We start from the raw sequence: 25754 nt of genomic DNA on the forward strand, positions 1-25754 counted from the left end.
TCGACACCGCTCCCTCCGGCTGACGGCGAACGTGGCCGAGGCGCGGTCCGTGCACACCGCCTGACCCTCTCGTCGGGTCCGGCGGGCGGGGTGGGACGATGTGCAGGTCATGGATGCGGGGCAGATACTTCGGGGGCTGCGCGCCGCGGTGTTCGCCGCGGTGTGTGTGCTGCTCGCTGCGCTCGGACACATGGCGATGTCGGATACCGCGGTGCCCGGGTGGATGCTGCTCACGGCCGGCGCGGCCACCGCGTCCGGCGCCTGGCTGCTGGCCGGGCGCGAACGCGGCCCGCTGCTGGTGGGGTTGCTGACCGTCGGCACCCAGGCCGCCCTGCACAGCGCGTTCTCCCTGGGCCAGGCGCTGGCCGGCGCGGGGGCCGAGCGGGCGTCACTGGCCCAGCAGTGGGCGAACACCTGGCTGTGCGGTGCGCAGGGGATGTCGCCGGCCGACATCGCCGCGGCACACCGGGACATGGCCGGGATGCCGGGCATGGACGCCATGGCGGGCACGGGCCGGACGCCCGCCGCCCACGGGATGCATGCGATGGGCGGCGACGCGGCCGGCATGCTCGCCGTCCACCTCCTGATCGCCGTGCTGAGCGCATGGTGGCTGTGGGGCGGTGAACGGGCGGCGTTCCGGCTGGTACGGGCCGTGTCGGCACGGGTGTTCCCGCCGCTGACGCTGGTGCTGCGCATCGTTCTGCCCGAGACGCCGCCTGCCGTACGGCGCGCCCGGCAGGAGCCGCGGCGTGCGGTGCGCCGACTGCTGCTGGCCCATACGAGGTCGTTGCGGGGTCCTCCGCGGGAGCCGGCTGTCGTCTGACAGCACGGTCGAACTCCCTTCACCGGCCGCCCGCGCGGCGGCCGGATCATGCCATGGACTCCCGAGGACTCCGAATGATGTGTGCGATGACTCCTGTCCGGACGGGGCGCTGCGGCGACCCGTCAGCCGGACGCCGACCGCGACCGCAGACGGTCCAGCAGCGCCTCGGCCGACGCCGTATCGCCCTCGGCGGCGACGGCGGCCCGGCCGAGGTCCGCCGCCAGCTCCCGTGCCCGCGCCTGCCACTGGCGGCAGCCCGCGCAGCCCGACAGATGGGCGTCGAGCCGGCGGTCGGTGACGCCGGGCGGCAGTTGCTCGCCGTCGAGGCGGGCGGAGAGGGCCGTACGGATGCGCGCGCAGTGCATGGGCCCATCCTCCCCGACGCGCGGACGGGCGGCGAGGGGCGGTCGCGCCATGCGGGATGACGAGGCGGTGACGCGGTGGGCGCTGGCCGCCCGCGGCGGTGACGAACGGGCCGTGGAGCAGTTCGTACGGGCCACCCAGCTCGACGTACGGCGCTATGTGACGCATCTGAGCGGCGATCCGCAGGCCACCGACGATCTGGTGCAGGACACCTATGTCCGGGCGTTGCGCAGTCTGCCGGGATTCGAGGGCCGGTCCTCGGCGCGGACCTGGCTGCTGACGATCGCCCGGCGGGTGGTGGCGGACCGGATCCGTGCGCTGGCCGTACGGCCCCGGCTGGCGGCCACCGACGACTGGCAGTCGGCGGCGGAACGGGTGCAGCCGCGCGGGGTGCCGGGCTTCGACGAGGGCGTCGCCCTGACGGAGCTGCTGTCGGCGCTGGGACCGGGGCGGCGCGAGGCGTTCGTGCTGACGCAGCTGCTGGGGCTGCCGTATGCGGCGGCCGCCGGGGTGATGGGCACTCCCGTGGGGACCGTCCGGTCCCGGGTGGCGCGGGCGCGGGAGACGCTGATCGCGCACCTGGCGGAGGCGGAACGGGCCTGGGAGCCCGCCGCCGACGACCGGTCGCGCGCCCTCGCCGACGCAGTGGCCTGACGGCCCGTCAGGCCACCTCCGTCGCCTCGGCCCCCGCACCGGTCCGTCCGGTGCGGGGGCCGTCGGCTGGGGGCCGCTCAGAGGCGTACCCCGGCCTCGGGCGCGGGAGCGGCGGACGGCCGGACGCCCCGCCCGCGGCGCAGCGGGGAGCGCCAGGCGCGATGGCCCAGCAGGCCCAGGACGGCGGGCAGCAGCAGGGCTCGGACGACCAGCACGTCGAGGGCGACGGCCAGGACGAGGCCGACGCCGATCGTCTTCAGGAAGACGACGGCGGAGAAGGCGAATCCGCCGACCACGACGGCGAGCAGCAGTCCGGCGCTGGTGAGGGCGAGGGGTGTGCTGTCCCCCGCGCCCCCGTCATCGCCCGGCGAGCGTCCTGACCGCCCGCGCCCGGACGGTCAGCGGCGGGCTGTCGCGGAAGTGGAGGGTGAAGGTGAGGCGGTCGCCCGGTGCGAGCCGGGGCGGCGGGGTGACCATGACGTCCAGGCCGGACGGGGTCATCCGCAGGGTGCCGCCCGCCGGAACGGTGACGGCACCGGCCATCTCCATCCGGCCTGCGTTGCGCCCGATGTCGACGGTGCGGCTGAGCATGGCGCGACGTCCGGGCGGGGCGGTGACGCCGGTGAGGACGTCGTTCGCGGTGCCGGTGTTGCGCAGGGTGAAGAACGCGGCGGTGGACTCCGTGCCGTAGGGAATCAGCACCCGGCCCTCGGCGGCGCGGAGGCGTGCGGGGGTGCCGGCGTTGCCGGTGGCGGTCCAGGCGGTGAGGGCGCCCAGTGTGACCAGCCAGACGAGCAGCGGTACGGCGGCAGTCCGCAGGCGGTTCATGAGGTTCACGAGGTGCATGAGGTCTCCCCGGGAGCGGACGTACGGGGGCGGCGGGAGCGCCGGGCGGGCCCCATGGCCTGCCGGGCGGATCCCGTTGCCTGCCGGGCGGATCCCGTTGCCTGCCTGGCGAGTCCCGTTGCCTGTCGCGCCGGCTGCCAGGCCCGTAGGCGGAGGCTGTTGCCCACCACCAGCAGCGAACTGGCGGACATCGCGGCGGCGGCGAGCATCGGATCGAGCAGGCCGACGGCGGCCAGCGGCACGGTGACGAGGTTGTAGCCGAAGGCCCAGACGAGGTTGGCGCGGATGGTGGCCAGGGTGCGGCGGGCCAGCCGTACCGCGTCGGCGATGGCCTGGAGGTCCTCGCGGACGAGGGTGACGTCCGCGGCGCCGATCGCGGCGTCGGTGCCGCTGCCCATGGCGATGCCGAGATCGGCGCATGCCAGGGCCGCGGCGTCGTTGACCCCGTCGCCCACCACGGCGACCCGGCCGCCCCGTTCCTTCAGGGTGGTGACCAGGGCGGCCTTGTCCTGCGGGGTGGCGCGGGCATGGATCTCGGTGACGGCGAGATGTCCGGCCACGGCGCGGGCGGTGGCCTCGCGGTCCCCGGTGGCCAGAACGGGCCGCAGGCCCAGGCGGCGCAGATGGTCGACGGCCCGGTAGGCATCGGGGCGCAGCGCGTCGCCGACGGCGAGCACCGCCTCGGGGGTGCCGTCCACGGTGACCAGGACCGCGCTGTGCCCGGCGGCCTCGGCCTCCCGTACGGCCTCGGGCAGCGGCGCCGGAAGGCCGGCCGGATCGCCGGGCGGACGGCCGACGGTCACCCGGCGCCCGTCCGCCGTCCCGCGGACGCCCTCGCCGGGGGTGGCGCCGAAGTCCCGTACGGATGGCAGCGGTTGGTCGCCCAGGCCACGGAAATGGGCGGTGACCGCCCGCGCCAGCGGATGTTCGGAACCGTGCTCCACGGCCGCGGCCAGGCGGAGGGTCTCGGCCGCGGCGAGGCCGTCGGCGCGCGGGGTGAGGGCGGTGACGCTCATGGCGCCGGTGGTCAGGGTGCCGGTCTTGTCCAGGACGACGGTGTCGATGCGGCGCAGCCGCTCCAGGGCCCGCGGACCGCTGACCAGGATCCCGAGCTGGGCGCCGCGCCCGGTGGCGGCCAGCAGCGCGGTCGGGGTGGCCAGGCCCAGGGCGCAGGGGCAGGCGACGACCAGGACCGCGACGGCCGCGGTGACGGCGGCCTGCGGAGCCGCTCCGGCGCCGAGCCAGAATCCCAGGACCGTGACCGAGACGGTCAGCACGGCGGGGACGAAGACGGCCGCGACCGTGTCGGCGAGCCGCTGCACCGCGGTCTTGCCGGTCTGGGCGTCCTCCACCAGCCGGGTGATCCGGGCGAGTTGGGTATCGGCGCCGACCGCGTCGGCCCGGACCACCAGCAGCCCGCCCGAGTTGACCGCGCCCCCGACCACCCGTGTACCCGGCCCGGCTTCGACCGGCCGGCTCTCCCCGCTGACCAGCGACAGGTCCAGGGCCGAACGGCCCTCCGTGACGGTGCCGTCGGTGGCCACCTTCTCCCCCGGCCGTACGAGGAACAGCTCGCCGACGCGCAACCGGTCCACCGGAATGCGGTGTTCGGTCCCGTCCCGGCGTACCGCCACGTCCTTGGCGGCGAGCGCGGCCAGCGAGCGCAGCGCGGAGCCGGTGCCGCGCCGGGCCCTGGCCTCCATCCGGCGCCCGGCCAGCACGAACAGCACCACGCCCACGGCCGCTTCCAGATACAGCTGCGCGCCCGGGTCGCCGGCCGTGGGCAGCAGGGTGAACGGCATGGTCATACCGGGCGCACCGGCGCCGCCGAGGAACAGGGCGTAGACGGACCAGCCGAAGGAGGCGGCCACACCGAGGGAGACCAGGGTGTCCATGGTCGCGGCGCCGTGCCGCAGGCCGCGCAGCGCACGGGTGTGGAAGGGGGCGGCGCCCCAGACGGCGACGGGGGCGGCGAGCACGAAGCACAGCCACTGCCAGTGGCGGAACTGCCAGGCGGGGACCATGGACAGGGCCAGGACAGGGAGCGAGAGCAGGGCCGTCACCAGGAGGCGGTGGCGTTCGGCGCGGGTGGTGTCGTCCCCGGCCGGGGGCTGCGTGGTGTGCGCGCCGCCGGTCCGCTCGCCGTGCGCCCCGCCCTCGCCGGCCGGCTGCGCCGCCGGTTCGGGCAGCTGCGCGGTGAAACCGGCCGCCTCGACGGTGGCGATGAGGTCGTCGACCGGCAGCGTCACCGGATGGCTGACGCGGGCCCGGCCGGTGGCCAGGTTCACCGAGGCCGATACGCCGTCCAGCCGCCCGAGTTTCCGCTCGACCCGGCCGACGCAGGCGGCGCACGTCATCCCGCCGACGGTGAGGGTGGTGGTACGGGAGGGCACGGGCGGCGCGGTTCCGGGCGGGGGTGCGGCCGTCATCGTGCGCCGCCCATCCCGGGCATCCGGCCCATGTCTCCGGCGGGCCCGGGGACTTGGGTGCGGGTGCCGCCCTGGGGGTGCAGGCCCGGCGCGACCGGTCCGGCGGCGGCGCCGGCTCCGTACGCGAGCACGAAGAGCACCGCCAGGAGGGCGAGGAAGCCCACAACGGACCGGGCGGGCAGGAGGCGCCGGACGGCCGGGGGAAGCGCGGGCCGGCTGCGGTCGGCCGAAGAGACCGCGGGGACCGGAGAGGGAGTCATCGCCGCTCCTGAGTTGGGGGTGGAGATGCGCATCCTGGCAGGCCACGGCGGGTTCGAAGGCTCAAAAGTCCCCCGGGCGACGCGTGAGGTTTCTCCCTCGTACCGGCCGGAACCGGGCCGCCCGCCGCGCCGACTACCTGGGTTTGCGCACCCGGCGCGGTGCGGCCGGGCGGGACCTCTGTGGGCGAAATCCCCCCGTTCCGTGGGAACTCCACGCCGTCGCCGCCCGACCTCTCCCACGCCGCACCGTCCGGGCGCGGCGCAGGAGACGACCAGAGGAGACCACCGGCATGGCCGCAGCGCCGGAGCCCGTAGAGCTGTACGGGACGGACTACACACGCGACCCCTACCCCCTCTACGCCGAACTGCGGGCGCGCGGCCCGGTCCACCGGGTCCGTTTCCCCAGCGGGGTCTGCGCCTGGCTCGTCACCGGCCATGAAGCCGCCCAACGGGCGCTGACCGACCCGCGGCTGGGCAAACACCACTCCCGGGGCAACGCCGCCTGGCGGGCGCGGGCCTCGATCATGCCCGAGCCGCAGCACTCACAGCTCCAGGTGCATCTGCTGCACCAGGACCCGCCCCAGCACACCGCGATGCGCCGGCTGATCACCGACGCCTTCGCGCACCGGCGTATGGAGGAACTGCGCCCCCGCTTCCAGGACATGGCCGATGCCCTGCTCGATGCGCTGCCCGGCACCGGGCGCGCGGACCTCGTCGAGGGCTTCGCCGCGCGCTTCCCGTTCCAGGTGCTGGCCGAAGTCATCGGCCTGCCAGGGCAGTTCGCGGACCGCTTCGACCGCGACTGGGGCAAGGTCGTCCAGCCCGTCGGCCCCCAGGACCCCGGCCGTCCGGCGTACGAGGCGCGGCTGCGCGGCCTTCAGCGGTACATCGCCGATCTGGTGGCGTACAAGCGCCGCGAGCAGGGCGCGGATCTGCTCTCCCGGCTGGTCGCCGCCTGCGACGACGGTCGGCTGCGGCCGCCGGAGCTCGACTCCATGGTCTTCCAGCTGCTGGTCGCCGGGCAGGAGCCGGTCACCAACCAGATCACCACCGCCCTGGTCGCCCTGCTGCGCCACCCCGAGCAGCTGGAGACGCTGGCCGCCCGGCCGGAGCTGCTGCCCCGTGCCGTCGAGGAACTCCTGCGCCACGACAGCGCATTCGAGCTGACCACCTGGCGCTTCTTCGCCGAGGACGCCGATCTGTACGGGACCCGTGTCCCGGCGGGCGATTCGGTGATCGTCTCCCTGTGCGCGGCCAACCGCGATCCGCGCCGCTTCCCCGACGCCGACGCCCTCGACCTCGACCGCTCCCCCAACCCCCATCTCGCCTTCGGCCACGGCATCCACTTCTGCCCCGGCGCGGCGCTCGCCCGTATCGAGCTCCAGGTCGCCCTGGGCACGCTGCTGCGCCGGCTGCCGGGCCTGCGGATGGCCGTACCGGAATCCGAACTGACCTGGATTCCCGCGGTCCTCGCCCGCGGGGTGGACCGGCTTCCGGTGGCGTACGGGCCCGGCCACACCGCCTCCCCGGCCACCGGCCACCACACGTCCCCGGCCACCGGCTGCCCCGTCCTCCACGCCCCGGACGCCGCATGCTGACCGCCGCGCCGCGACCGCACCCCGGCCCGACCGCCGGCCACCTGGCGACCGCCGAGGCGATCCTCGCCCTGCTCCTCCCCCACCGCCGCACCCTGGACGACGGCCCCCACGAGCCCGGCCCGGCCGCCTGCGGCCCCCAGCTGCGCAGGCTCCTTCCGGCCATCGCCGCGGGCGCACCGGTCTCCTTCACCCTCCCCGGCTTCCCCTGCAAATCCCCCAACCCGGCGAAGGTCCTCGGCCACCTCCCCGACGAGGGCGAACGGCTCGCCCTGCGCTTCCTGGACGGACTGTGCGCCCGGATCGCCGCCGTCCACCCGCCCGGCGCGCGGATCGTCCTGTGCGCCGACGGCCATGTCTTCGGCGACCTCATCGGCGTCCCCGACGCGCATATCGACGCCTACGGCGACGCCCTGCGCGCGCTGATCCGCAGCGAGGGCCTGGCGCATCTGCGCCTGTTCGATCTGCGCGAGGTGCTCGGCGATCTCCCGTACGACGAGAAGCGCGCCCGGGTCCACGCCCGCCACGCGCCGACGCGGGAGGCCCTGCGGGCGCGGATCCGGGCCGGCGACGAGGAGACCCGGCGGCTCTACCAGGGCATCACCCGCTTCCTCTTCGAGGACACCGCCTCCTTCGCCGGGACCCGCTCGGCGCTCCAGCGCGACTGCCGGGCCCGTGCCTACGGCGTGATCCAGCGCAGCCGGGCCTGGGGCGCGCTGATCGCCGAACAGCACCCCGAGGCGGTCCGGCTGTCCATCCACCCGCAGCCGCGCGGTGCGGCGAAATTCGGCATCCGGCTGCTCGACGCACCGGATGTGTGGATGACGCCGTGGCATGCCTGCGTCCTCCAACACCGGGACGGACGGCTGGAGTTGATGCGCCGGGCGGATGCCGAACGGCTCGGCCGGCTGGTGCTGCACCAGGGGCGGCCGAGCCATTTCGAGGCACGGTGAGCGCCTACGCCGTACGTCGGTGATCGAAGGCGATCAACGGGTCCCCGGTGAGCGGGTGTTCGGTGACTGCGGCCCGCACGCCGAAGACCTCGGCGAGCAGGTCGGGGGTGAGTACCGCGCGGGGCGGGCCGGAGGCCACCACTGTGCCCTGGTGCAGGACGTGCAGGCGGTCGCACAGGGACGCCGCCGCGTTCAGGTCGTGCAGGGAGATCAGGGTGGTGCGGCGCTGGGCCCGCAGCAGGGCGAGGAGTTCGACCTGGTGCTGGATGTCGAGGTGGTTGGTGGGCTCGTCCAGCACCAGGACCCGCGGCTCCTGTGCGAACGCCCTTGCCAGCAGGATCCGTTGACGCTCGCCGCCCGAGAGTGCGGAGAAGCGCCGGGAGGCGTGGCGGGCCATGCCGACGGCGGACAGGGAGCGCGCCACGATCTCCCGGTCACGGAGGTCGTCGCCCGCGAAGGCCCGCTTGTACGGCGTGCGGCCCATCACCACCACCTCCGCCACGGTCAGCTCGAAGTCGCTGCCGCGTTCCTGCGGAAGCGCGGCGACCTGCCGGGCGGTCTGCCCCGGGCTCAGGGCGCGGATATCGGTTCCGGCCAGCAGCACCCGCCCGGCGGTGGGCCGCAGATGGCGGTAGACGGTGCGCAGCACGGTGGATTTGCCGCTCCCGTTGGGGCCGACCAGCCCGGCGATCTCGCCCTCGGCCGCCACCAGGTGGACGCCTGCGACCACGTCCCGGCCCGCGTAGCCCACGTGGAGATCCTCGATCTCGACCTTCATCGGCCCGTCTCCATCCGCCGGTCCAGGATCAACAGCAGGGCGGGGGCCCCGATCATCGCCGTGACCACCCCCACCGGCAGCTCCTGGGTGTCCATGGCCGTACGGCACACCACGTCGACGATCTCCATCAGCACCGCGCCGGTGAGCGCGGCGAGCGGGAGCAGGCGGCGGTGGTCGCCGCCGATGAGCAGTCGGCACAGATGGGGCACCATCAGGCCCACGAAGGCGACCGCTCCGGAGACGGACACCAGGACGCCGGTCAGCAGGCCGGTCACCACGAAGAGTTCGCGGCGCAGCCGGGTGACGGACACGCCCACGGCGGCCGCGGTCTCATCGCCCATGATCAGGGCGTTCATGGCGCGGGCGCGGGACTGGAGGGCGAGCAGGGCGGCGGCGACGGCGAGCGCGGGCAGCCACAGGACGTCCCAGGTGGCCCCGCTCAGGCTCCCCATCAGCCAGAACAGCACGCTGCGGGTCTGCTGTTCGTCCCCGGCCCGGAGCACCAGATAGCTGGTGAAGCCGGACAGGAACTGTCCGATGCCGACGCCGGCCAGGACCAGACGCAGGGGGGAGAATCCCCCGCCGCGCCGGGCCATGCTCCACACCAGCGCGAAGGCGCCGAGCGCCCCGGCGAAGGCGGCGGCGGACAGGCCCAGCGGACCGTCGGCGCTCATACCCAGCACGATCGCGGCGACCGCGCCGAGGGAGGCGCCGTTGGAGATGCCCAGGAGATACGGATCCGCCAGCGGGTTGCGGACCAGCGCCTGGGTGGCCGTACCGATCAGGCCCAGTCCGGCGCCGACCAGCGCGGCCAACAGGGCGCGAGGGACCCGGAGCTGCCAGACGATCAGGTCGTCGGTGCCGGGCCGGGGCGCGGCGCCGCCGAGGCGGCGGAGCACCACGGACCACACCTCGCCGGGCGCGATGGTGGTGGAGCCCAGCGCCACGGCGGCGGTCAGGGCCACCGCCAGGGCGATGCCCAGCCCCAGGGCGAGCGGCGCCGGGCGCACCGTACGGCGCATCCGGCCGGTGACCGCCGCCACTACCGCCCGGCCCGGAAGGCGCCGGGGTGGATCGTGTGCGCGATCCGCTCGACGGTGTCCGCGGTGCCGACGCCGGCGATCGTCGTACGCTCCGAGCCGATCCGCAGGAGCCTGCCCTCGCGCACCGCCCGCAGCCCCTTGGTGGCCGGGAAGCTCTTGAGGAACGCCTCGGCCCGGTCGTACGCCTTCTCGGTCGCCGCCGCATCGCCCCGGTTGCGGACCGCGAGCTGGATCCAGTCGGGGTTCTTGGCGACCACGTCCTCCCAGGAGACGGGCCGGAAGTCGCCGTCGCATCCGGCGAGGACGTTACGGGCCCCGGCCTGGGTGATCACGGCGTTGGCGACCTGCTTGCCGCAGACCGCCATGGGCTGTTTGGTGCCCGCGTCGAAGTCGAAGAAGAAGTAGCCGGGGCGTTTGTTCTCCGGGATGTCGCCGAGGGCCTTGTGCACGGCGGCGGTCTTCGCCCGCATACCGGCCACGAGCTGCCGCGCCCGCGGGGCGGTGCCGGTCACCGCGCCCAGCCGCATGAGATCGCCCTCCACACCGGACAGGTCCTGCTGCGGCCCCTTCGCCATCGAGGCGCAGGCGGTGGAGGCGAGGGAGACGTGCTTGATGCCCGCCGCCCGGAATTCCTCCTCGGTGGGTGCGCTGCCCGCGCCGCCCATGTTCCGCATCGAGGAGAAGGTGTCGACGTAGAGGTCGGCGCCCGATCCGAGGAGCTTTTCCTTGGCGATGACGGTCCTGCCGAGTACCGGCACCGTGCGCGCCTGCGCACCGAGCTTGCCGGTCAAGGCGCCCTTGCCGGGCGGGAATCCGGTGCCGATGACGCGGTCGCCGGCGCCGAGCCGCAGCAGCATCTCCAGGGCGGCCGCATTGCTGGTGACGATCTTGCGGGGGGCGGCGGTGAAGAGGGTCTTCGCGCCGTGGCAGTCGGCCACCGTCACCGGGAAGCCGCCCGCCCCGCGTCCGGCCGCGTCCGCGTGCTTCCCCCCGTCGGCCGCTCCCCCGCACGCGGTCGCGGCCAGCGCGACGGCCACCGCCATCGCCGACATCTTCAACGGACGCATCGGACCTACTTCCCTGTGACTCGCTGCTCGCGGGCCGCCGTTACGGCCCGGCACAGGTAGTCGGCCCGGTGGCGGCCGCGGTTCCCGCGCGTCGTCAGGGCGTCGGACGCCTCAGGTGTTCAGGCCGCTGCCCTGGGGCCCGTAGAGGTCGAGCAGGCGCATGCGGGTGTGGTGCAGCCGGTCGGCGACGGTCTCGGCGACATAGCGGTAGACGGCCCGGCCCAGGACGGGATCGGACTCGCACAGGGCGCGGACCACCGTGGCGTCGAATTCCACGGCCTCCACCGGGCCGGTGGTCCCCGCGCCCAGGTGCCACAGGTAGGGCGGGAAGAGCCAGGACCAGCCGAGCAGCTCATCGCGGCCGAGGGTCTCCACGACCACCGCCCGGCGGCCGGGTACGTGCTGGTCGAGGGCGACCTTTCCGCTGCGGATGATCCAGAAGCGGTCGGCCCGCCGGCCCTCCTCGAACAGCCGGGTCTCGCGGGGCAGGGACACCTCGCGGGCGACGTCGGTCAACTTCCGGCGCCGGTCCGGCGGCATCGCATCGAACAGGTCCTTCGCTCTGGCCATCTCATCCTCCGTCTGCCGGCTGCTGCCCGCTGTGCACGATATGCGGTGCTTTACGGGGATGCCGGGAGCGGCTCGGCGGCCGGGCGCAGGGACGGCGGGCCTTCCGGGACACGGGCCTCCGGGACAACGGCCTCAGGTCAGCTGACGGCGGACCAGCTCATGGAGGTGCCCGCCGGTGTCGGCCAGCAGGGCGGCGGGGGCACCCTGCTCGACCACGCGACCCTGCTCCATCACGATGACCCGGTCGGCGTCCATGACCGTGGACAGCCGGTGGGCGATCACCAGCCGGCTGGCGCTGAGTTTGCGGGTGCTGTCGATGACGATGCGCTGGGTCTCGTTGTCCAGGGCGCTGGTGGCCTCGTCGAAGAAGAGGATCCGCGGGCGGCGGATCAGCGCCTGGGCGATCATCAGCCGCTGCCGCTGCCCGCCGGAGATCGCACCGCCCCCGGCGATCATCGTGTGCAGTCCCATGGGCATCCGCTTGATGTCCTCGGCCAGGCCCGCCATCTCGGCCGCCTCCATGGCCTCCTCCGGGGTGAAGGACTCGGCGCCGCAGATGCAGTCCAGGATGGAGCCGGTGAGCGGCTGGGCGTTCTGGAGCACCACCCCGCACTGGCGGCGCACCGCGGCCTGGTCGAGCGCGGCCAGGTCCTGGCCGTCGTAGAGCACGCTGCCGGAGGTGGGGCGGTCGAAGCCGATCAGCAGGCGCAGCAGCGTGGATTTGCCGCAGCCGCTGGGGCCGACGATCGCCACGAACTCGCCGGGCCGCACCTGAAGGGAGACGTCGTCGAGGACCAGCGGGCCGTCGTCGGTGTAGCGGAAGGAGAGCTTCTTGGCCTCCAGGGCGCCGGTGAGGGTGCCGGGCTGGGCGCTGCCGCCGCGGACCTCGGGGGTCTCGTCCAGGACCGGTTTGATCTGCTCGAACATCGGCAGCGCGGCGGCCGCCGAGACAAAGGCGCCGGTGATCTGGGTGACCGAGGTCAGCAGCATGGTCATGGAGGTGCTGAAGGTCAGAAAGGATCCGGCCGACATGCTGCCGCGGGCCGGTCCGGCCAGCAGCATGAACATGGTCAGCGTGCACAGCGGCAGATAGACGGCGTTGAGGACGGTGGTCAGGTTCTTGATCCGGCCGGCCTTCTGCTGGAGTTCCCGCGAGCGGGCGAACTCGCGGGCCCAGGCGGCGTACGCAAAGCTCTCCGCCGCCGCGACGCGCAGTTTGGGCAGTCCGCGCAGGGTCTGGAACGCCTGGTTGTTGAGCTTGTTGGAGAGTTTGATCAGGTGTCGCTGCCAGCGCAGTTCCCACAGACCCATGGCGAGGAAGACCGCGCCGATGACGAGCAGCATCCCGATCGCCGCCAGCGCCAGCGGCACGCTGTACACGAGCAGCAGGACGAGGTTCATCGCGCCGACGGTGACCGACTGCACGGCCACCGGGCCGATGCCGGACAGCACCCGGCGGATGCCGCTGATGCCCATGGCGGCGCTGGCCAGCTCGCCGGTGGAGCGTTCGGTGAAGAAGCGGGTGGGCAGCCGCAGCAGCCGGTCCCATACGGCGGGCTGGAGGGCGGCCTCGATCCGGCCTTCCATCCGCAGCACGGTGAGGTTCTGGAGCAGCATGAAGGCGGCGGTGACGACGCTGCTGATGATGACGGCGAGGGCGACCTGGACGATCAGGCTGCGCTCGGCGGCCGGTACGTAGACGCCGAGCACCTTGCCGGTGGCGATCGGGACCAGCGCACCGAGGCCGACCGTCACCAGGCCGCTGAGTGCCAGATTGCGCAGGTCCATCCGGGTGTCGCGCAGGCTGAAGCGCATCAGCCGCCACAACGTCATCGGCCGCTCGGGCAGCGGGCGGTAGAACATCACGGCGTTCGGTGCGAACTCGTCGGCGTTGTCCTTGCCGATCCGGATGCGCAGTCCGGACGCCGGGTTGACGGCCTCGTAGCCGCCGCGGCGCCACAGCAGCGCGACCGGCGCACCGGATTTGGCGCGGTGGCCGACCAGGGGGCCGGTGTCCGTCCGCCACCAGCGGTGGCCCAGGCGGACCGCGCGGGTGCGGATGCGGGAGCTGACGGCGATCTGCTCGACGGGGGTGATGCGGTCGTTGACCGCGCCGCCCCTGGGAGGTTCGGTCAGGGTGATCCCGGCGGCCTCGGCGACCGTACGGCAGACCGCGAAGGTGGCGTCGGCGGTGGCGCGGTCCTCGGACCCGCCGCGGCCGCCGCGGTCCTGGCGGCCGATGGAGGCCAGCAGCGCCTGGTCGGCCCGCTCGCGGACCGCCTCGCCCGCCTTGATGCCGGCCGCCGTACGGTCCTCGTGCGCCCGCTCCAGCTGCTCGATCCAGCGGTCCACCGCCGACAGCAGCCGGTATTGCTGATTGACCATCTGCTGCCACATCGCGGCGTCGACGAGCAGATCGCCCGCCGCCTCCGCGCTGTAGGAGGCGCCGTACTGGACGCTGCCGGGCGGCACCGGCATCCACAGGATGTCGTCGTCGGCGACCGCGTCGTCACCGGGCCGGCCCTCCAGCGGGGCCTCGAAGAGCACGCCCAGGCTGCGGGCGGTGCCGAGCGCGAAGGCGTGCTCCAGGGCGGAGGGTGCGCCGCCGCCCAGGGTCCCGTTGGGGTCGTAGCCGTCCTCGTATCCGTAGCCGACCTCGTGGCCGACCTCGTGGCCGTACTCGGGGCGCGGCAGTTCGCGCAGCGGGATGCGGCGCAGTGTGCAGTCCTGGGAGGGGCGGCCGAGGAGGGTGTGCTGGGGGCCCTGGACCGGGCCGAGCAGCAGGGTGCCGGTTTCGAGCCGGCCGAGGAAGTGCCAGTGGCCTTCCTGGACGGCGTCGACGGCGAAGAGGTCGAGAGCGCCGCCGGTGACCAGCCACAGGACGTGCGGGCCTTCCAGGGGGACGCTGCGCAGGCCGGTGCAGTCGACGGGGGTGCCCAGTGCGCCCATCGCCTGCGTCACCGCGTCGAGCTCGTCGGGTCCGGTGACCGCGGACGGGTGGGTGGATGCCACGTCAGTGCTCCTTGACCAGCTCGGCGTAGGCGCCGCCGGCGGCGACCAGGTCCTCGTGCCGGCCGCGTTCGACGACCACGCCGTGGTCGAGGACCACGATCTCGTCGCTGTCGCGGACCGTGCTCAGCCGGTGGGCGATGACCACGCAGGCACAGCCGCGCCGCCGCAGATTGTCGATGATGGTCTGTTCGGTACGGGCGTCCAGGGCGCTGGTCACCTCGTCCAGGACCAGGATGCTGGGCCGCCGGACCAGGGCGCGGGCGATCTCCAGGCGCTGGCGCTGGCCGCCGGAGAAGTTGCGGCCGTCCTGTTCGACGCGGCTGTAGATGCCGTCGGGGCGGCGGGCGATGACATCGTCGTAGAGCGCGGCGTCGCGCAGCGCGGCGATGACGGCGTCGTCGGGGATGGACGGGTCCCACAGCGCGACGTTGTCGCGGACCGTGCCCTCGAAGAGAAAGATGTCCTGGTCGACGAAGGACACGGAGGCGGCCAGCGCGCTGCGGGGGATGTCCTCCAGGCGCTGTCCGTCGATGCGGATGGTGCCTTCCCAGGGGCTGTAGAGGCCGGATATCAGCCGGGAGACGGTGGATTTGCCGCTGCCGGAGCCGCCGACGAGGGCCACCTGGCGGCCGGGCCCGACGGCGAGGGAGAAGCCGGTGAGCAGGGGTTTGTCCAGCGGGCTGTAGCCGAAGGTGAGGTTTTCCAGGGTGACGTGGCCCTTGAGGCGGCGGGTGTCGGTGCCGGCCCCGGGGCGGGAGTAGAGGGTGTCGGCGGGGAAGGACTCGACGTCCTTGAGGCGGGCGACGTCGGCGGCGAAGTCCTGGATGCGGCCGGCGACTCCGTTGAGCCGGGTGACGGGCGCGGTGAAGCGGGTCACCAGCGCCTGGAAGGCGACCAGCAGACCGATGGAGATATGGCCCTCGACGGCCCGCAGGCCGCCGATCCACAGGATGAGCGCGCTGTTGAGGGTGGCGAGGGTGGGGGCGACGACCGCCAGCCAGGCGCTCGGCACGCCGAGCCGCTGCTGTTCCTCCAGGGTGGTGGCGTGCTGGCCGGCCCAGCGGCGGAAGTAGCCGTTCTCGCCGCCGGTCGCCTTCATCGTCTCGATGAGCTGGAGGCCGGTGTAGGAGGTGTTGGTCAGCCGGGCGGTGTCCGCGCGCAGCTTCTGGGTGTGGGTGGCGCGGATGCGGATCACGATGCGCATCGCGACGACGTTGAGCAGCGCGATGCCCACGCCGATGACGGTCAGCTGGGGGTCGTAGGTCCACAGCAGGAACGCGTAGAGGATGACGACGATGCCGTCGACGCCGGCCGCGGCCAGGTCACGGGCCAGGGTTTCGGCGACCGCGTCGTTGGACTGGAGGCGCTGGACGAGGTCGGCGGGGCTGCGCTGGGCGAAGAAGGTGACCGGCAGCCGCAGCAGATGGCGCAGGAAGCGGGCGCTGGTGAGGGTGGAGGAGATGATGCGGCCGCGCAGCAGATTGGCCTGTTGCAGTCCGGTCAGGACGGCGGTGAGCGCGACCATCGCGGTCATCGAGGCGAAGAGCGGCCCCAGCAGCGAGGTCTGGTTGCCGATCAGGAACATGTCGATGTACGTACGACTGAGCGCGGGCACCGCGGCGCCGACCGCGACCAGCAGCAGGCTGGCGAGCAGGGCGGCCAGCAGGGTGCCCTTGGTGCCGCGCAGCCGGGCGGGCACGGCGCCCAGGATGCCCGGTTTGCGGCCGCCCTTCTCGAAGGACTCCGACGGTTCGAAGACCAGCGCGACACCGGTGAAACTGGTGTCGAAGTCCTCCGTCGCCACGAAACGGCGGCCCTTGTCGGGGTCGTTGATGTGGACGCCCTTGCGGCCGAGTTTGCGGCCCGTGCCGTCGTAGACGACGTAGTGGTTGAACTCCCAGAAGAGGATGGCGGGCGCCTGGACCTCGGCGAGCGCGGCCGGTTCCATCTGCATGCCCTTGGCCGTCAGTCCGTAACTGCGGGCGGCCTTGAGCAGATTGCTGGCGCGGGAGCCGTCGCGGGAGACGCCGCAGGCGATCCGCAGTTCCTCCAGCGGCACATGGCGGCCGTAGTGGGCCAGGACCATCGCCAGGGAGGCGGCGCCGCATTCGACGGCCTCCATCTGGAGGACGGTGGGGGTGCGGACGGCCTTGGCCTTCGTGGGCTTGGGGGCCGGGGCGGGAGCCCGGCGGGAGCGGCGGCCGGGTGCGGGTTCGGGGCGGTGCCGGCGGCGGCCCGGGGGCGGCAGCTGCTGCGGGGCGGGGGCGCCGGCGGCGGGTGGCTGGGGTGCGCTCACGGAAGCAGCCAATCGATCGGATGCTGCTCGGCCAGGTGGACGGCGCCGCCGGCCATGGTCATGGAGTCGACGGCGAAGGGCGGGCCGTCGGAGGTGGACCAGGCGTAGCCGGACCGGGTCTGCGCCGAGCGGTCGAGCTTGACCAGGACGGCGACGGGCGGGCCGTGCTGCGAGAACTGCTCGCCGAGCTGGCTGCTGCCCAGGTAGGTGCCGATGCTCTGGCGGGTCTGGGTGGCGCGGCCGACCGCCTGCACATGGCCGCGCAGCACGCCGTACTGCTGGCTCGGGACGGACTGGACGGTGAGGTCGACCGAGGCGCCCACCGGGACCGACGCGGCGCTCTCGGCCGGGACGTAGAGCGTCGCGGTCAGCGGGTCGTCGGGGCGGGCGATCCGTTCGACGGAGGCCACGTCCGCGCCGGTGGTGACGACCGAGCCGATGGTGGCGACCATGCCGGTCACCCGGCCCGCGGCGATCGCGCGCACGACGGCGGTGGTGCCGCGCTGCGTACGGACCTTGAGCACGGGGGCGTTGGCGGCGACCGGCTTGCCCTCTTGGGCGAGTACGGCGGTGACCTGGCCCGCGACGGGGCTCTGGAGGATGTAGCTGCCCTGACCGTGGGTGAGGATGCCCGGCGCGTCGAGGGTGGAGGAGACGGTGCCGTTCACCGCCCAGACGGCGGCGCCGATCACCACGGCGACGGTGACGATCAGTACGAGCCAGCCCTGGGGGCGGGCGAAGCGCACCGGAAGATCGATGTCCTCCGGTGACTGCAGCTTGGAAAGGGCCTGTTGGCGGAACTGCACGACACTCTTCCCTCAACTGCCATGGTCTGTCGGGACGGCACGGACACGACGAAGGCGCCCGGCCTTCACTGCGCGGCCGAGCGTACGGTGTCCTGTCCGGGGCGTGGAAGCCGGGTGCCCCGGAAACCGGCCAAAGCCTGGTGTTCCGGGGCAGCCGACCGGCATGTCGGCAAAGAGGGGACGCCGACGTGCCATGGCGCTCAGAGGCCGGTGGCGAGGCCCGTGACCTGGGCGGTGTTGACGCCGGTCGCGCCCTCAACGGTGCCGGTGACGGTGCCGAGGGTGCCCGCGACGTTGAGGCCGGTGGCGCCCGCAACGGTGTTGGTGGCGGTGTTGAGCAGGCCACCAACGAGGCCGCCGGCCACGTTGTCCAGCTCGTTGTCAGCGATCTCCTGGGTCTGAATCTCGCGCATGATGATTCCTTTCGGATACATATTTCACATTGCTACGGCCGAGTCGTCCGACAGGGCGATACGGCCCCGGCAACGGGTGTGCCGGGACGCGAAATCGAGAACCCCTGTGCGACTTCCGCGGTGCGATGGATCAAAGCATGCAGGCGTGCTGGTCTGCTAATCCGACGACCGCAGATCCGGACCCCAAGCCTCCACCGAATTACGTGACGTGGATACATGTTCATGACTTGGTGGCAGCTTCTTCACAACTCCCGACGCCCCGGCCCCACCGTTTTGGCGCGCCCTTTACCCCGAACGCGACATTCCCGCCCCAAACCATGGATCCGCAGGTCAAGCCATGAATGGCCCGCACTGGACGGTGCCGGGGCGGTGCCGTCGATGTGGAGATTTTCTGAAGGCTGACAATTTTTGCGCGACTCTGACGCGGCGCGCCCGCAGATCCGTAGAGGTTGCCCGTGGCACCTATCAACGGGATGTTGCCGCGCATTAACCACGTATGAATCCCCGGCGCTTCCCGGGCGATATTACCGGGAATGCACGCCGCAATCCTCACAGCATTGTGACAGAAACCTATCGGCTATCCAGAGAACGGACATAACCGTATAACGACGTCACGCGGGACGCGGGGGAAATGCGCGGTTCGCGACGGAGCGCCCGCCACCGATGGCAGCCGCGCCCGCCCTGCGGCACCGTGACGGGAGGGGGCCGTGGACTACGCAGGGAGGGCTGGACATGGATCCGGTCGAGGCGCTGGAGCGGATCGCCTTTCTGCTGGAGCGGCAGGGCGCGGTGACCTACCGCGTCCAGGCCTTCCGTACGGCCTCCGCGGTGATCGGCCACCTCCCCGCCGACGAGCTGCGGCGACGCGCGGCGAACGGTTCGCTGGCGCGGCTCAAGGGGCTGGGGCCCAAGACGACCCGGGTCGTGGCGGAGGCGCTGTCGGGCGGCGTACCGGAATATCTGGCGCGGCTGACGGAGGAGGCGGGCGGACCGCTGGTCGACGGGGACCGGGGGCTGCGGCTGCGGCGGGCGCTGCGCGGCGACTGTCATCTGCACTCGGACTGGTCGGACGGCGGCAGCCCCGTGGCGGCGATGGCCCGCGCGGCCCGGGATCTCGGCCATGAATGGTGTGCGCTGACCGACCACTCCCCCCGCCTCACCGTCGCCCGCGGGCTGAGCGCCGAGCGGCTGCGGGAGCAGCTGGCGCTGGTGGCGGAGGTCAACGCCCGCCTGGCCCCGTTCCGGCTGCTCACCGGAATCGAGTGCGACATCCTCGACGACGGCGCGCTGGACCAGGAGCCGGAGCTGCTGGCGCAGCTCGATGTGGTGGTGGCCTCGGTCCACTCCAAGCTCCGGATGGAGCCCCGCCCGATGACCCGCCGTCTGCTCGCCGCGGTCGCCAACCCCCTGGTCGACGTCCTGGGCCACTGCACCGGCCGCCAGATCACCGGCAGATCGCGCCCCGAGTCCCGCTTCGACGCCGCCGAGGTCTTCGCCGCCTGCGCCGCCCACCACACCGCCGTGGAGATCAACTGCCGCCCCGACCGCCTCGACCCGCCCCGCCGCCTGCTCCGCCAGGCCCTGGAGACCGGCACGCTCTTCGCCGTCGACAGCGACGCCCACGCCCCGGGCCAGCTGGACTGGCAGATCTACGGCTGCGCCCGCGCGGAGGAGTGCGGCGTACCGGCGGAGCGGGTCATCACCACTTGGACGGCAGGGGAGTTGAGGGAGTGGACACAGACGGGGCGGGTGCCGGAGCGCTGAGCCTGTCCGATGGGTCAGGCCCCAGAACCTGGGCGACGAGCCCCCGGGCGGCGCGACCGTTGCGCCTCCCCTCCGCCTCACCCATGTGTGCCATTCATCGGACTTACGGGCCAACTGATAAGCCGGACAGCGCCAGTTCGCCGGGCCGGCATCGGTGCGCGGCGGTCGGGAGACTCGGCGCGTCTCCGAGTTTGTGCATGACCTTTCGTATTAACCTCCGTTCACTGTATGAAGTTGATCGCTTACCGATCGCTTCCGTTCGATCTATCGGAGATGACATGCGCAAGCTTCGCAAGGCTGCCGTCGTGGTAACCGTCCTCGGAAGCGTCGGCCTGCTCGGTGCCGGCACCGCTTACGCCGGCGGCGGGACCAGCGACTACAGCCGCACCCAGACGGTCCGCGAGGGCTCCTACCAGCCGCAGTCGAGCGGTGGCCACCGACACGGCAAGTCGCACGCCCGCAAGACCTACATCCGGCAGACCACCTCGTGCAGGACCTTCGAGAAGAACAGCGACGTCCTGGGCGAGATCGGGGCGGACGACCCCCTGTGGATCCTCACGCACGGCCTGCGGTCCAGGCCCGAGGTGCAGAAGACCCGGATCGGCTCGTCCGAAGGGTGCAACAACATCATCCGTCTGTAACGGATGGGGCGGACAGCGGAAAGGGGTCCCCGGGCCGAGCCTCAGGCACGGCCCGGGGACCCCTTTTGCGACCCTTCGCCGGGGCGCGCCGCGGGGGTCAGCCGGGCCGTCAGCACGTACGCGACCACCACCGCCACGATCACCAGCGGCAGGACGGTCAGCCCCGGGCGGCCCAGCAGCAGGGCGGCCATCAGGACGGAGGTCAGCGGCAGGCGGAGCATGGCGACCGTCATGGCGCCGATGCCCATGGCGGAGGCTGCGGTGATCTGGAGGCCGGGGAGGTGGGCGAGGGCCACGCCGCCGACGGCGCCGATGAACATCGCCGGGAAGATGGGGCCGCCGCGGAAACAGATCAGGGATGCGCAGTAGGCGAGCCCTTTGCACACCACCAGGAGCACCAGCGCCGCCGCCGAAAAGCCGGCGGTGTGGTCGAACAGCGAGCCCAGCGCGGACTGGCCCGAATACAGCAGTTCGGTGGCGGGCTCGCCGGTGGCCTCGGCGAAGGCGATCGCCAGGCCGGCGACCGCGAGGGCCATCGCCACGGTGACCGGGAGCCGGTGACGGATGACGCGGCCCTTGAGGGCGAGGGAGAGGCGCCGTACGCCGCATCCGGCGAGGGCGGCGAGCGCCCCGATGACCAGGGCCCAGCCGAATTCCGGGAGGGTCGGGGCGGCCGCCTCGGGGACATGGTGCAGGGTGAGGGAATAGGTGCCGAGGCCGGTCCAGTCGCCCAGGCCGGTGAAGATGAGCGCGCCGATCCCGGACGCGAGCAGACCGGGCACCAGCACCGCGCCGAGCAGCGCCCCGCCCTGACCCGAGGTCTCCATCAGCAAGAACGCACCCAGGAGCGGCGAGCCGAACAGGGTGCTGACCGCCGCGAAACTGCCGGCGGCGCCCACCACCCCGACGGCCTGCTCCGGTGCGTCCCGCCGGAGCAGCCGTACGGCGCCGGCCGCCAGCCCGCCGCCGAGGGCGATCAGCGGCGCCTCCGGGCCGAGCACCGCACCGCAGGCGAGGGTGGCCAGCGCCGCCAGCACGATCCCGGGGAGCGCGGCGAGCGGCGGCGGGCCGCTGAACGCGAATCCGTCGGCCGGTTCATGGCCGCCGTCGCCCGGGAGGTGACGGATGATCAGCACCACCAGCAGTCCGCCGGCCGCGAGCAGGGGCAACGGCCACCAGACGGGGGAGGCGGAGAAGCCGAGCGCCGTCGGCAGATCGTGGTAGAGCAGCGGTTCCAGCTCATGGACCAGGGCGAGGAAGCCGAAGGCCGCGGCGCAGATGGGCAGGCCGAGCAGCGCGGCCAGCAGCAGGAGCCCCAGATAGCCGCGGCTGCGCAGCAGCGCCGCCGGGTCCTGTGGCGCCCCGGCCGGAGCCCCGCCCACCGGTCCCGACCGCCCGACCGCCATGCGCCTCGCCTCCGCCTCGCCGTGCGGGATCCGGAGCCGGGAGGACGCCCGGCGCGCCGTCCGGCCTCCGCCGTGCCGAGCCTGCCACGGCCGCACCGGGGCGAAAGGGACGACACGGCCGGGCGGCGGCGTCCCGGCCCGCCGGATCACCCCTGGGGCGCCGCCGCCTCCTGGAGGGCCGTCAGCACCGGCCGCAGCAGGGGGTGTTCCTCGGCCCCGCGGCGTACGGCGGCGAAGACCCGCCGGGTGGGGGCGACGCCGTCGACGGGCCGGACCACCACCCCCGTCAGGTCCATGTCCGCGAGCGCCGAGCGCGGTACGAGGGCGACCCCCGCCGCGGCCGAGGCGAGCGAGACCACCGCGCGGAAGTCGTCGGAAAAATGCTCCAGCCGCGGCTCGAATCCGGCGTATTCGCAGGCCAGGACGACGACGTCATGGCAGGGGTTGCCGGTGTAGGGGCCGATCCACGGATCGGCCGCGAGATCCGCCACCGCCACCTGTGCGGCGTCCGCGAGACGGTGGCCGACGGGCAGGACGGCGTCGAACGGCTCGGCGTACAGCGGGACGCGGGTCAGCCGGGGGTCGTCGGCGCGCGGCGCGCCCCGGTATTCGACGGCGACCGCCACATCGACCTGCCGGTCGAGGACCATCACCAGGCTGGCGTCCCCCTCGGCGTCCTGGACGCGGACCCGGATGCCGGGCGCGCGGGCGGCGAGCGTGGTGATCGCGGGCGCGACGACCAGCGAGATGCCGGTGGCGAAGGCCGCGACGGTCACCACGCCCGCGTCGCCGGAGCCGTACGCGGCCAGCTCCGACTCGGCGCGCTCCAGCTGGGCCAGGACGGCGTTGGCGTGGCCGAGCAGGATCTCGCCGGCGGCGGTGAGCGTCACCCCGCGGGCGCTGCGTTCGACCAGGCGGTGGCCGGTCTCCTGCTCCAGGGCGGCCAGCTGCTGGGAGACCGCGGAGGGGGTGAGGTAGAGCGCGGCGGCCGCAGCGGTGACCGTACGGTGGTCGGCCACCGCGCGCAGGATGTGCAGCCGCCGTGCTTCGATCATGTTTCCAGTTTCGCAGGGGCCGGCCGGATCACTTCCCCAGGGCGGCCCGCGCCGCGATGAAGGCGTCCACGGCCCGGTTGACGTCGTCGGTGGAGTGCGCCGCCGACAGCTGGACGCGGATGCGTGCCTGGCCCTGGGGGACGACCGGGTAGGAGAAGCCGATCACATAGACGCCGCGCTCCAGCAGCAGCTCCGCCATCCGGGCCGCCTCGGCCGCGTCGCCGATCATGACGGGGGCGATGGCGTGCTCGCCGGGCAGGATGTCGAAGCCTTCCTCGGTCATCCGGGAGCGGAACAGGGCGGTGTTGGCGTTGAGACGTTCGCGCAGGTCGCCGGCGGACTCCAGCAGGTCGAGGACCTTGAGGGAGGCGGCGGCGATCACCGGGGCGAGCGAGTTGGAGAAGAGGTACGGGCGCGAGCGCTGGCGCAGCAGGGCGACGATCTCGGCGCGGGCGGCGACATAGCCGCCGGAGGCGCCGCCGAGGGCCTTGCCGAGGGTGCCGGTGATGATGTCGACGCGGTCCATGACGCCGTGGAGTTCGGGGGTGCCGCGGCCGCCGGGGCCGACGAAGCCGACGGCGTGCGAGTCGTCGACCATCACCATCGCGCCGTAGCGGTCGGCCAGATCGCAGATCTCGCCCAGCGGTGCGAGATAGCCGTCCATGGAGAACACGCCGTCGGTGACGATGAGCTTACGGCTCGCGCCGCCCTCGGCCGCCTCCTTCAACTGCCGTTCCAGATCGGCCATATCGCGGTTGGCGTAGCGGAAGCGGCGGGCCTTGGAGAGCCGGATGCCGTCGATGATGGAGGCGTGGTTGAGGGCGTCGGAGATCACCGCGTCCTCGGGGCCGAGCAGGGTCTCGAAGACGCCGCCGTTGGCGTCGAAGCAGGAGGAGTAGAGGATGGTGTCCTCCTGGCCGAGGAAGCCGGAGATCCGCCGCTCCAGCTCCTTGTGGACCTCCTGGGTGCCACAGATGAAGCGGACCGAGGCCATGCCGTAGCCCCAGCGGTCGAGGGCCTCGTGGGCGGCCGCGACGACCTCGGGGTGGTCGGCGAGGCCGAGGTAGTTGTTGGCGCAGAAGTTGAGGACCTCGCCGGGGGTGCCTCCGGCGGTGACCGCGACGGTGGCGGACTGCGGGGTGCCGATGACGCGCTCGGGCTTGTGCAGTCCGGCCTCCCTGATCTCGTCGAGGGTGGTGCGCAGGTCGTCGCGTACGGAGTCGAACATCGGGGTTTTCTCCAGGAGTTGGGGTGGGACGGGACCGGGGGTCAGGCTGTCCAGTCGAGGATGACCTTGCCGCCGCGGCCGCCGGCCGCGTCGTCGAAGGCGGCGTCGAAGTCCTGGTAGGGGTAGCGGCCGGTGATCACCGGGGAAAGATCGAGGCCGCCTTCGAGGAGCACGGACATCGCGTACCAGGTCTCGAACATCTCGCGGCCGTAGATCCCCTTGATGGTGATCATGGAGGTGACGATCCGGGACCAGTCGACGGCGAATTCCTGGGCGGGCAGGCCCAGGACGGCGATCTTGCCGCCGTGGGTCATGTTGTCGATCATGTCGCGCAGCGCCTCGGGGCGGCCGGACATCTCCAGGCCGACGTCGAAGCCCTCGCGCAGGCCGAGCGCGCGCTGGCCGTCGGCGATGGAGGTTTCGGCGACGTTGAGCGCGAGGCTCGCGCCGACCTTGCGCGCCAGTTCCAGGCGCGGCCCGCTGACGTCGGTGATCACGACGTTGCGGGCGCCGGCGTGCCGGGCGACGGCCGCGGCCATGATGCCGATCGGGCCGGCGCCGGTGATCAGGACGTCCTCGCCGACCAGCGGGAAGGACAGCGCGGTGTGCACGGCGTTGCCGAACGGGTCGAAGACGGCGGCGATATCGAGGTCGACGGGGTGGCGGTGCACCCACACATTGGCCGCGGGCAGCGCCACGTACTCGGCGAAGGCGCCGTCGCGGCCGACGCCGAGGCCGATCGTGGCGCGGCACAGATGACGCCGTCCGGCCAGACAGTTGCGACAGCTCCCGCAGACGAGATGGCCCTCGCCGCTGACCAGATCGCCGGGGGTGATGTCGGCGACGTCCCGGCCGGTTTCGACGACCTCGCCGACGAATTCATGGCCGAGGGTCAGCGGGGCGCTGATGGACCGCTGGGCCCAGCCGTCCCAGGAACGGATGTGCAGATCCGTTCCGCAGATGCCGGTGCGCAGCACCTTGATCAGGACATCGCCCGCGCCTACGGCCGGCTCGGGCACCTCCGTGAGCCACAGTCCGGGCTCCGCCTTCTGCTTGACCAGTGCTTTCACCGTGGACGCTCCCCGTACGTGCAGAGACCTGCCGGGGGCGCTTTTCGGCCGCCCGGTCCGTGTCAGAAATCTCCCGCACACGGGCCGGTCGGTCCATCGAGGTTTTCTTAAGCGGGGTCACAGCTGTCCTGTACGCCCCCTGGATGCATGGCCGCCCCGGGGACTCCGCGGGCGGTGCCGGGGCGGCCGCGGAAAGGACGGCAAGGATTTCCTCCGGGTTTGTGATGCCATCGGCACGGCGAAAGTCGTGGAGCGAAAGAGGCATTCCGCTGAGACGGTCGGCGGCCATATCCCTTCCCCGCCCCGGACTCATTCCCCTCGAAATACTTAAGCGAAATAGTTAAGCGAATCCGGTGCGCGCGAAGGTGCAGGCAGGGGCTATACGAGGACCCCGAAAACAATGTCCTGAATCGGATTGCCCCGCGAACGATCGGCTGACTAACGTCCTTTCCGCTGAGCAGTAGCCAGCGAACACCGCCTCATGATCGGGGAGTTCCATGGAAACTCTGTCAGTATTCGTCCCTCGCCCGGCCGGCGTTCTCGACCGGGAGCCGGAGGTCTTGTTCCTCGACGGCGCGCAGGAGGTGCAGGCCGATGCCTGCCCCATCACCATGTGCGCCGACCACTGCGTCGGTACCCACACCGGCTGAGCCCTCCGCGGAAATCCTGAAATCGCCCGGCT

Annotated in this window: 23 protein-coding genes and 1 pseudogene; 7 read left to right on the forward strand and 17 right to left on the reverse strand. The window is 72.9% G+C overall.

Translation table 11 applies throughout. From position 1 onward, the window contains the following. Window positions 1-109: 109 nt before the first annotated feature. A complete protein-coding gene (locus SNA_RS22910; RefSeq protein ID WP_030067248.1) occupies window positions 110-823 on the forward strand; it encodes a hypothetical protein in 714 nt (237 codons plus the stop codon). Between the two features lie 122 nt (window positions 824-945). Here SNA_RS22910 and SNA_RS22915 read toward each other — a convergent pair whose 3' ends face one another. Continuing rightward, window positions 946-1188: a zf-HC2 domain-containing protein gene (locus SNA_RS22915; protein WP_044366444.1), complete on the reverse strand. Its 243-nt coding sequence runs from the start codon at window positions 1186-1188 to the stop codon at window positions 946-948. 49 nt (window positions 1189-1237) lie between these two features. Between SNA_RS22915 and SNA_RS22920 the strand changes: the two genes are divergently transcribed. Continuing rightward, window positions 1238-1840, forward strand: coding sequence for a sigma-70 family RNA polymerase sigma factor (locus SNA_RS22920; RefSeq protein WP_044366446.1), 603 nt, complete (start codon window positions 1238-1240; stop codon window positions 1838-1840). 77 nt (window positions 1841-1917) lie between these two features. On the opposite strand, the pseudogene SNA_RS22925 reads toward SNA_RS22920, so the two are convergent. The 4 genes and pseudogenes from SNA_RS22925 to SNA_RS22940 all read right to left on the reverse strand — a co-directional run. Then, window positions 1918-2166: pseudogene (locus tag SNA_RS22925) on the reverse strand (MMPL family transporter); the annotation flags it as partial. 31 nt (window positions 2167-2197) lie between these two features. Continuing rightward, complete coding sequence (locus tag SNA_RS22930; RefSeq protein ID WP_030067251.1) at window positions 2198-2686, reverse strand: copper chaperone PCu(A)C; 489 nt, start codon at window positions 2684-2686, stop codon at window positions 2198-2200. Then, complete coding sequence (locus SNA_RS22935) at window positions 2674-5115, reverse strand: heavy metal translocating P-type ATPase (protein WP_078970109.1); 2442 nt, start codon at window positions 5113-5115, stop codon at window positions 2674-2676. The genes SNA_RS22930 and SNA_RS22935 overlap by 13 nt, the downstream gene beginning before the upstream one ends. Beyond that, a complete protein-coding gene (locus SNA_RS22940) occupies window positions 5112-5375 on the reverse strand; it encodes a hypothetical protein (RefSeq protein WP_037791008.1) in 264 nt (87 codons plus the stop codon). Before SNA_RS22940 ends, SNA_RS22935 begins: the two co-directional genes overlap by 4 nt. 290 nt (window positions 5376-5665) lie before the next feature. Between SNA_RS22940 and SNA_RS22945 the strand changes: the two genes are divergently transcribed. Together SNA_RS22945 and SNA_RS22950 are read left to right on the forward strand one after the other, a co-directional pair. Beyond that, entirely contained in the window at window positions 5666-6973 is a 1308-nt protein-coding gene (locus tag SNA_RS22945; protein WP_044366449.1) for a cytochrome P450 family protein, read from the forward strand. Next, the gene (locus tag SNA_RS22950) at window positions 6967-7923 is read left to right on the forward strand and encodes an L-tyrosine/L-tryptophan isonitrile synthase family protein (RefSeq protein WP_044366450.1); all 957 of its coding nucleotides are present in this window, start codon (window positions 6967-6969) and stop codon (window positions 7921-7923) included. The genes SNA_RS22945 and SNA_RS22950 overlap by 7 nt, the downstream gene beginning before the upstream one ends. Window positions 7924-7927: 4 nt before the next feature. Here SNA_RS22950 and SNA_RS22955 read toward each other — a convergent pair whose 3' ends face one another. From SNA_RS22955 to SNA_RS22990, 8 genes are all read right to left on the reverse strand, one after another. Beyond that, on the reverse strand, window positions 7928-8701 hold the full coding sequence (locus SNA_RS22955) for an ABC transporter ATP-binding protein (RefSeq protein WP_030067257.1): 774 nt from the start codon (window positions 8699-8701) through the stop codon (window positions 7928-7930). Next, window positions 8698-9723, reverse strand: coding sequence for a FecCD family ABC transporter permease (locus tag SNA_RS22960; RefSeq protein WP_044366694.1), 1026 nt, complete (start codon window positions 9721-9723; stop codon window positions 8698-8700). The genes SNA_RS22955 and SNA_RS22960 overlap by 4 nt, the downstream gene beginning before the upstream one ends. Window positions 9724-9743: 20 nt before the next feature. Further along, window positions 9744-10811: an ABC transporter substrate-binding protein gene (locus SNA_RS22965; protein WP_241779787.1), complete on the reverse strand. Its 1068-nt coding sequence runs from the start codon at window positions 10809-10811 to the stop codon at window positions 9744-9746. 111 nt (window positions 10812-10922) lie between these two features. Then, the gene (locus SNA_RS22970) at window positions 10923-11381 is read right to left on the reverse strand and encodes a cyclic nucleotide-binding domain-containing protein (protein WP_030067261.1); all 459 of its coding nucleotides are present in this window, start codon (window positions 11379-11381) and stop codon (window positions 10923-10925) included. A 132-nt stretch (window positions 11382-11513) separates the two neighbouring features. After that, window positions 11514-14330, reverse strand: coding sequence for an NHLP bacteriocin export ABC transporter permease/ATPase subunit (locus SNA_RS22975; protein WP_078970130.1), 2817 nt, complete (start codon window positions 14328-14330; stop codon window positions 11514-11516). A gap of 64 nt (window positions 14331-14394) precedes the next feature. Continuing rightward, complete coding sequence (locus tag SNA_RS22980) at window positions 14395-16689, reverse strand: NHLP family bacteriocin export ABC transporter peptidase/permease/ATPase subunit (RefSeq protein ID WP_044366455.1); 2295 nt, start codon at window positions 16687-16689, stop codon at window positions 14395-14397. Then, window positions 16686-17495, reverse strand: coding sequence for an HlyD family efflux transporter periplasmic adaptor subunit (locus tag SNA_RS22985; RefSeq protein WP_044366456.1), 810 nt, complete (start codon window positions 17493-17495; stop codon window positions 16686-16688). Before SNA_RS22985 ends, SNA_RS22980 begins: the two co-directional genes overlap by 4 nt. A 200-nt stretch (window positions 17496-17695) precedes the next feature. Beyond that, window positions 17696-17908, reverse strand: a complete 213-nt coding sequence (locus SNA_RS22990; protein ID WP_030067268.1) for a hypothetical protein — start codon at window positions 17906-17908, stop codon at window positions 17696-17698. Between the two features lie 732 nt (window positions 17909-18640). On the opposite strand from SNA_RS22990, the gene SNA_RS22995 reads away from it, so the two are divergent. Next, window positions 18641-19672 (forward strand): PHP domain-containing protein, encoded by a 1032-nt coding sequence (locus SNA_RS22995; protein ID WP_030067269.1) that lies wholly within the window; start codon window positions 18641-18643, stop codon window positions 19670-19672. 278 nt (window positions 19673-19950) lie between these two features. After that, on the forward strand, window positions 19951-20313 hold the full coding sequence (locus tag SNA_RS23000) for a hypothetical protein (protein ID WP_030067270.1): 363 nt from the start codon (window positions 19951-19953) through the stop codon (window positions 20311-20313). Window positions 20314-20354: 41 nt separating this feature from the next. Here the strand turns inward: SNA_RS23000 and SNA_RS23005 are convergent, their stop codons facing one another. The 4 genes from SNA_RS23005 to tdh all read right to left on the reverse strand — a co-directional run bounded on the left by SNA_RS23005 (window position 20355) and on the right by tdh (window position 25072). Then, window positions 20355-21719, reverse strand: coding sequence for a chloride channel protein (locus SNA_RS23005; RefSeq protein WP_044366696.1), 1365 nt, complete (start codon window positions 21717-21719; stop codon window positions 20355-20357). A gap of 146 nt (window positions 21720-21865) precedes the next feature. Further along, window positions 21866-22774: a LysR family transcriptional regulator gene (locus SNA_RS23010; protein ID WP_044366457.1), complete on the reverse strand. Its 909-nt coding sequence runs from the start codon at window positions 22772-22774 to the stop codon at window positions 21866-21868. A gap of 28 nt (window positions 22775-22802) precedes the next feature. Then, window positions 22803-24002, reverse strand: coding sequence for a glycine C-acetyltransferase (locus tag SNA_RS23015; protein WP_030067274.1), 1200 nt, complete (start codon window positions 24000-24002; stop codon window positions 22803-22805). Window positions 24003-24043: 41 nt separating this feature from the next. Beyond that, the gene (gene tdh / locus SNA_RS23020; protein ID WP_030067275.1) at window positions 24044-25072 is read right to left on the reverse strand and encodes an L-threonine 3-dehydrogenase; all 1029 of its coding nucleotides are present in this window, start codon (window positions 25070-25072) and stop codon (window positions 24044-24046) included. A gap of 497 nt (window positions 25073-25569) precedes the next feature. Between tdh and SNA_RS42660 the strand changes: the two genes are divergently transcribed. Further along, window positions 25570-25722, forward strand: a complete 153-nt coding sequence (locus tag SNA_RS42660; protein WP_157880047.1) for a hypothetical protein — start codon at window positions 25570-25572, stop codon at window positions 25720-25722. Window positions 25723-25754 lie beyond the last annotated feature (32 nt).

The organism is Streptomyces natalensis ATCC 27448, assembly GCF_000935125.1.
GTDB classification, from domain to species: Bacteria; Actinomycetota; Actinomycetes; order Streptomycetales; family Streptomycetaceae; genus Streptomyces; species Streptomyces natalensis.

Coding starts and splice junctions, on each gene's coding strand:
- SNA_RS22995 (WP_030067269.1), top strand. CDS start 18,641: ATGGATCCGGTCGAGGCGCTGGAGCGGATCGCCTTTCTGCTGGAGCGG.
- SNA_RS22945 (WP_044366449.1), top strand. CDS start 5,666: ATGGCCGCAGCGCCGGAGCCCGTAGAGCTGTACGGGACGGACTACACA.
- SNA_RS22990 (WP_030067268.1), bottom strand. CDS start 17,908: ATGCGCGAGATTCAGACCCAGGAGATCGCTGACAACGAGCTGGACAAC.
- SNA_RS22975 (WP_078970130.1), bottom strand. CDS start 14,330: ATGGGCGCACTGGGCACCCCCGTCGACTGCACCGGCCTGCGCAGCGTC.
- SNA_RS22955 (WP_030067257.1), bottom strand. CDS start 8,701: ATGAAGGTCGAGATCGAGGATCTCCACGTGGGCTACGCGGGCCGGGAC.
- SNA_RS23000 (WP_030067270.1), top strand. CDS start 19,951: ATGCGCAAGCTTCGCAAGGCTGCCGTCGTGGTAACCGTCCTCGGAAGC.
- SNA_RS22915 (WP_044366444.1), bottom strand. CDS start 1,188: ATGCACTGCGCGCGCATCCGTACGGCCCTCTCCGCCCGCCTCGACGGC.
- SNA_RS22950 (WP_044366450.1), top strand. CDS start 6,967: ATGCTGACCGCCGCGCCGCGACCGCACCCCGGCCCGACCGCCGGCCAC.
- SNA_RS42660 (WP_157880047.1), top strand. CDS start 25,570: ATGGAAACTCTGTCAGTATTCGTCCCTCGCCCGGCCGGCGTTCTCGAC.
- SNA_RS22910 (WP_030067248.1), top strand. CDS start 110: ATGGATGCGGGGCAGATACTTCGGGGGCTGCGCGCCGCGGTGTTCGCC.
- SNA_RS22920 (WP_044366446.1), top strand. CDS start 1,238: ATGCGGGATGACGAGGCGGTGACGCGGTGGGCGCTGGCCGCCCGCGGC.
- SNA_RS23010 (WP_044366457.1), bottom strand. CDS start 22,774: ATGATCGAAGCACGGCGGCTGCACATCCTGCGCGCGGTGGCCGACCAC.
- SNA_RS22970 (WP_030067261.1), bottom strand. CDS start 11,381: ATGGCCAGAGCGAAGGACCTGTTCGATGCGATGCCGCCGGACCGGCGC.
- SNA_RS22935 (WP_078970109.1), bottom strand. CDS start 5,115: ATGACGGCCGCACCCCCGCCCGGAACCGCGCCGCCCGTGCCCTCCCGT.
- SNA_RS23005 (WP_044366696.1), bottom strand. CDS start 21,719: ATGGCGGTCGGGCGGTCGGGACCGGTGGGCGGGGCTCCGGCCGGGGCG.
- SNA_RS22930 (WP_030067251.1), bottom strand. CDS start 2,686: ATGCACCTCGTGAACCTCATGAACCGCCTGCGGACTGCCGCCGTACCG.
- SNA_RS22940 (WP_037791008.1), bottom strand. CDS start 5,375: ATGACTCCCTCTCCGGTCCCCGCGGTCTCTTCGGCCGACCGCAGCCGG.
- SNA_RS22965 (WP_241779787.1), bottom strand. CDS start 10,811: ATGCGTCCGTTGAAGATGTCGGCGATGGCGGTGGCCGTCGCGCTGGCC.
- SNA_RS23015 (WP_030067274.1), bottom strand. CDS start 24,002: ATGTTCGACTCCGTACGCGACGACCTGCGCACCACCCTCGACGAGATC.
- SNA_RS22960 (WP_044366694.1), bottom strand. CDS start 9,723: ATGCGCCGTACGGTGCGCCCGGCGCCGCTCGCCCTGGGGCTGGGCATC.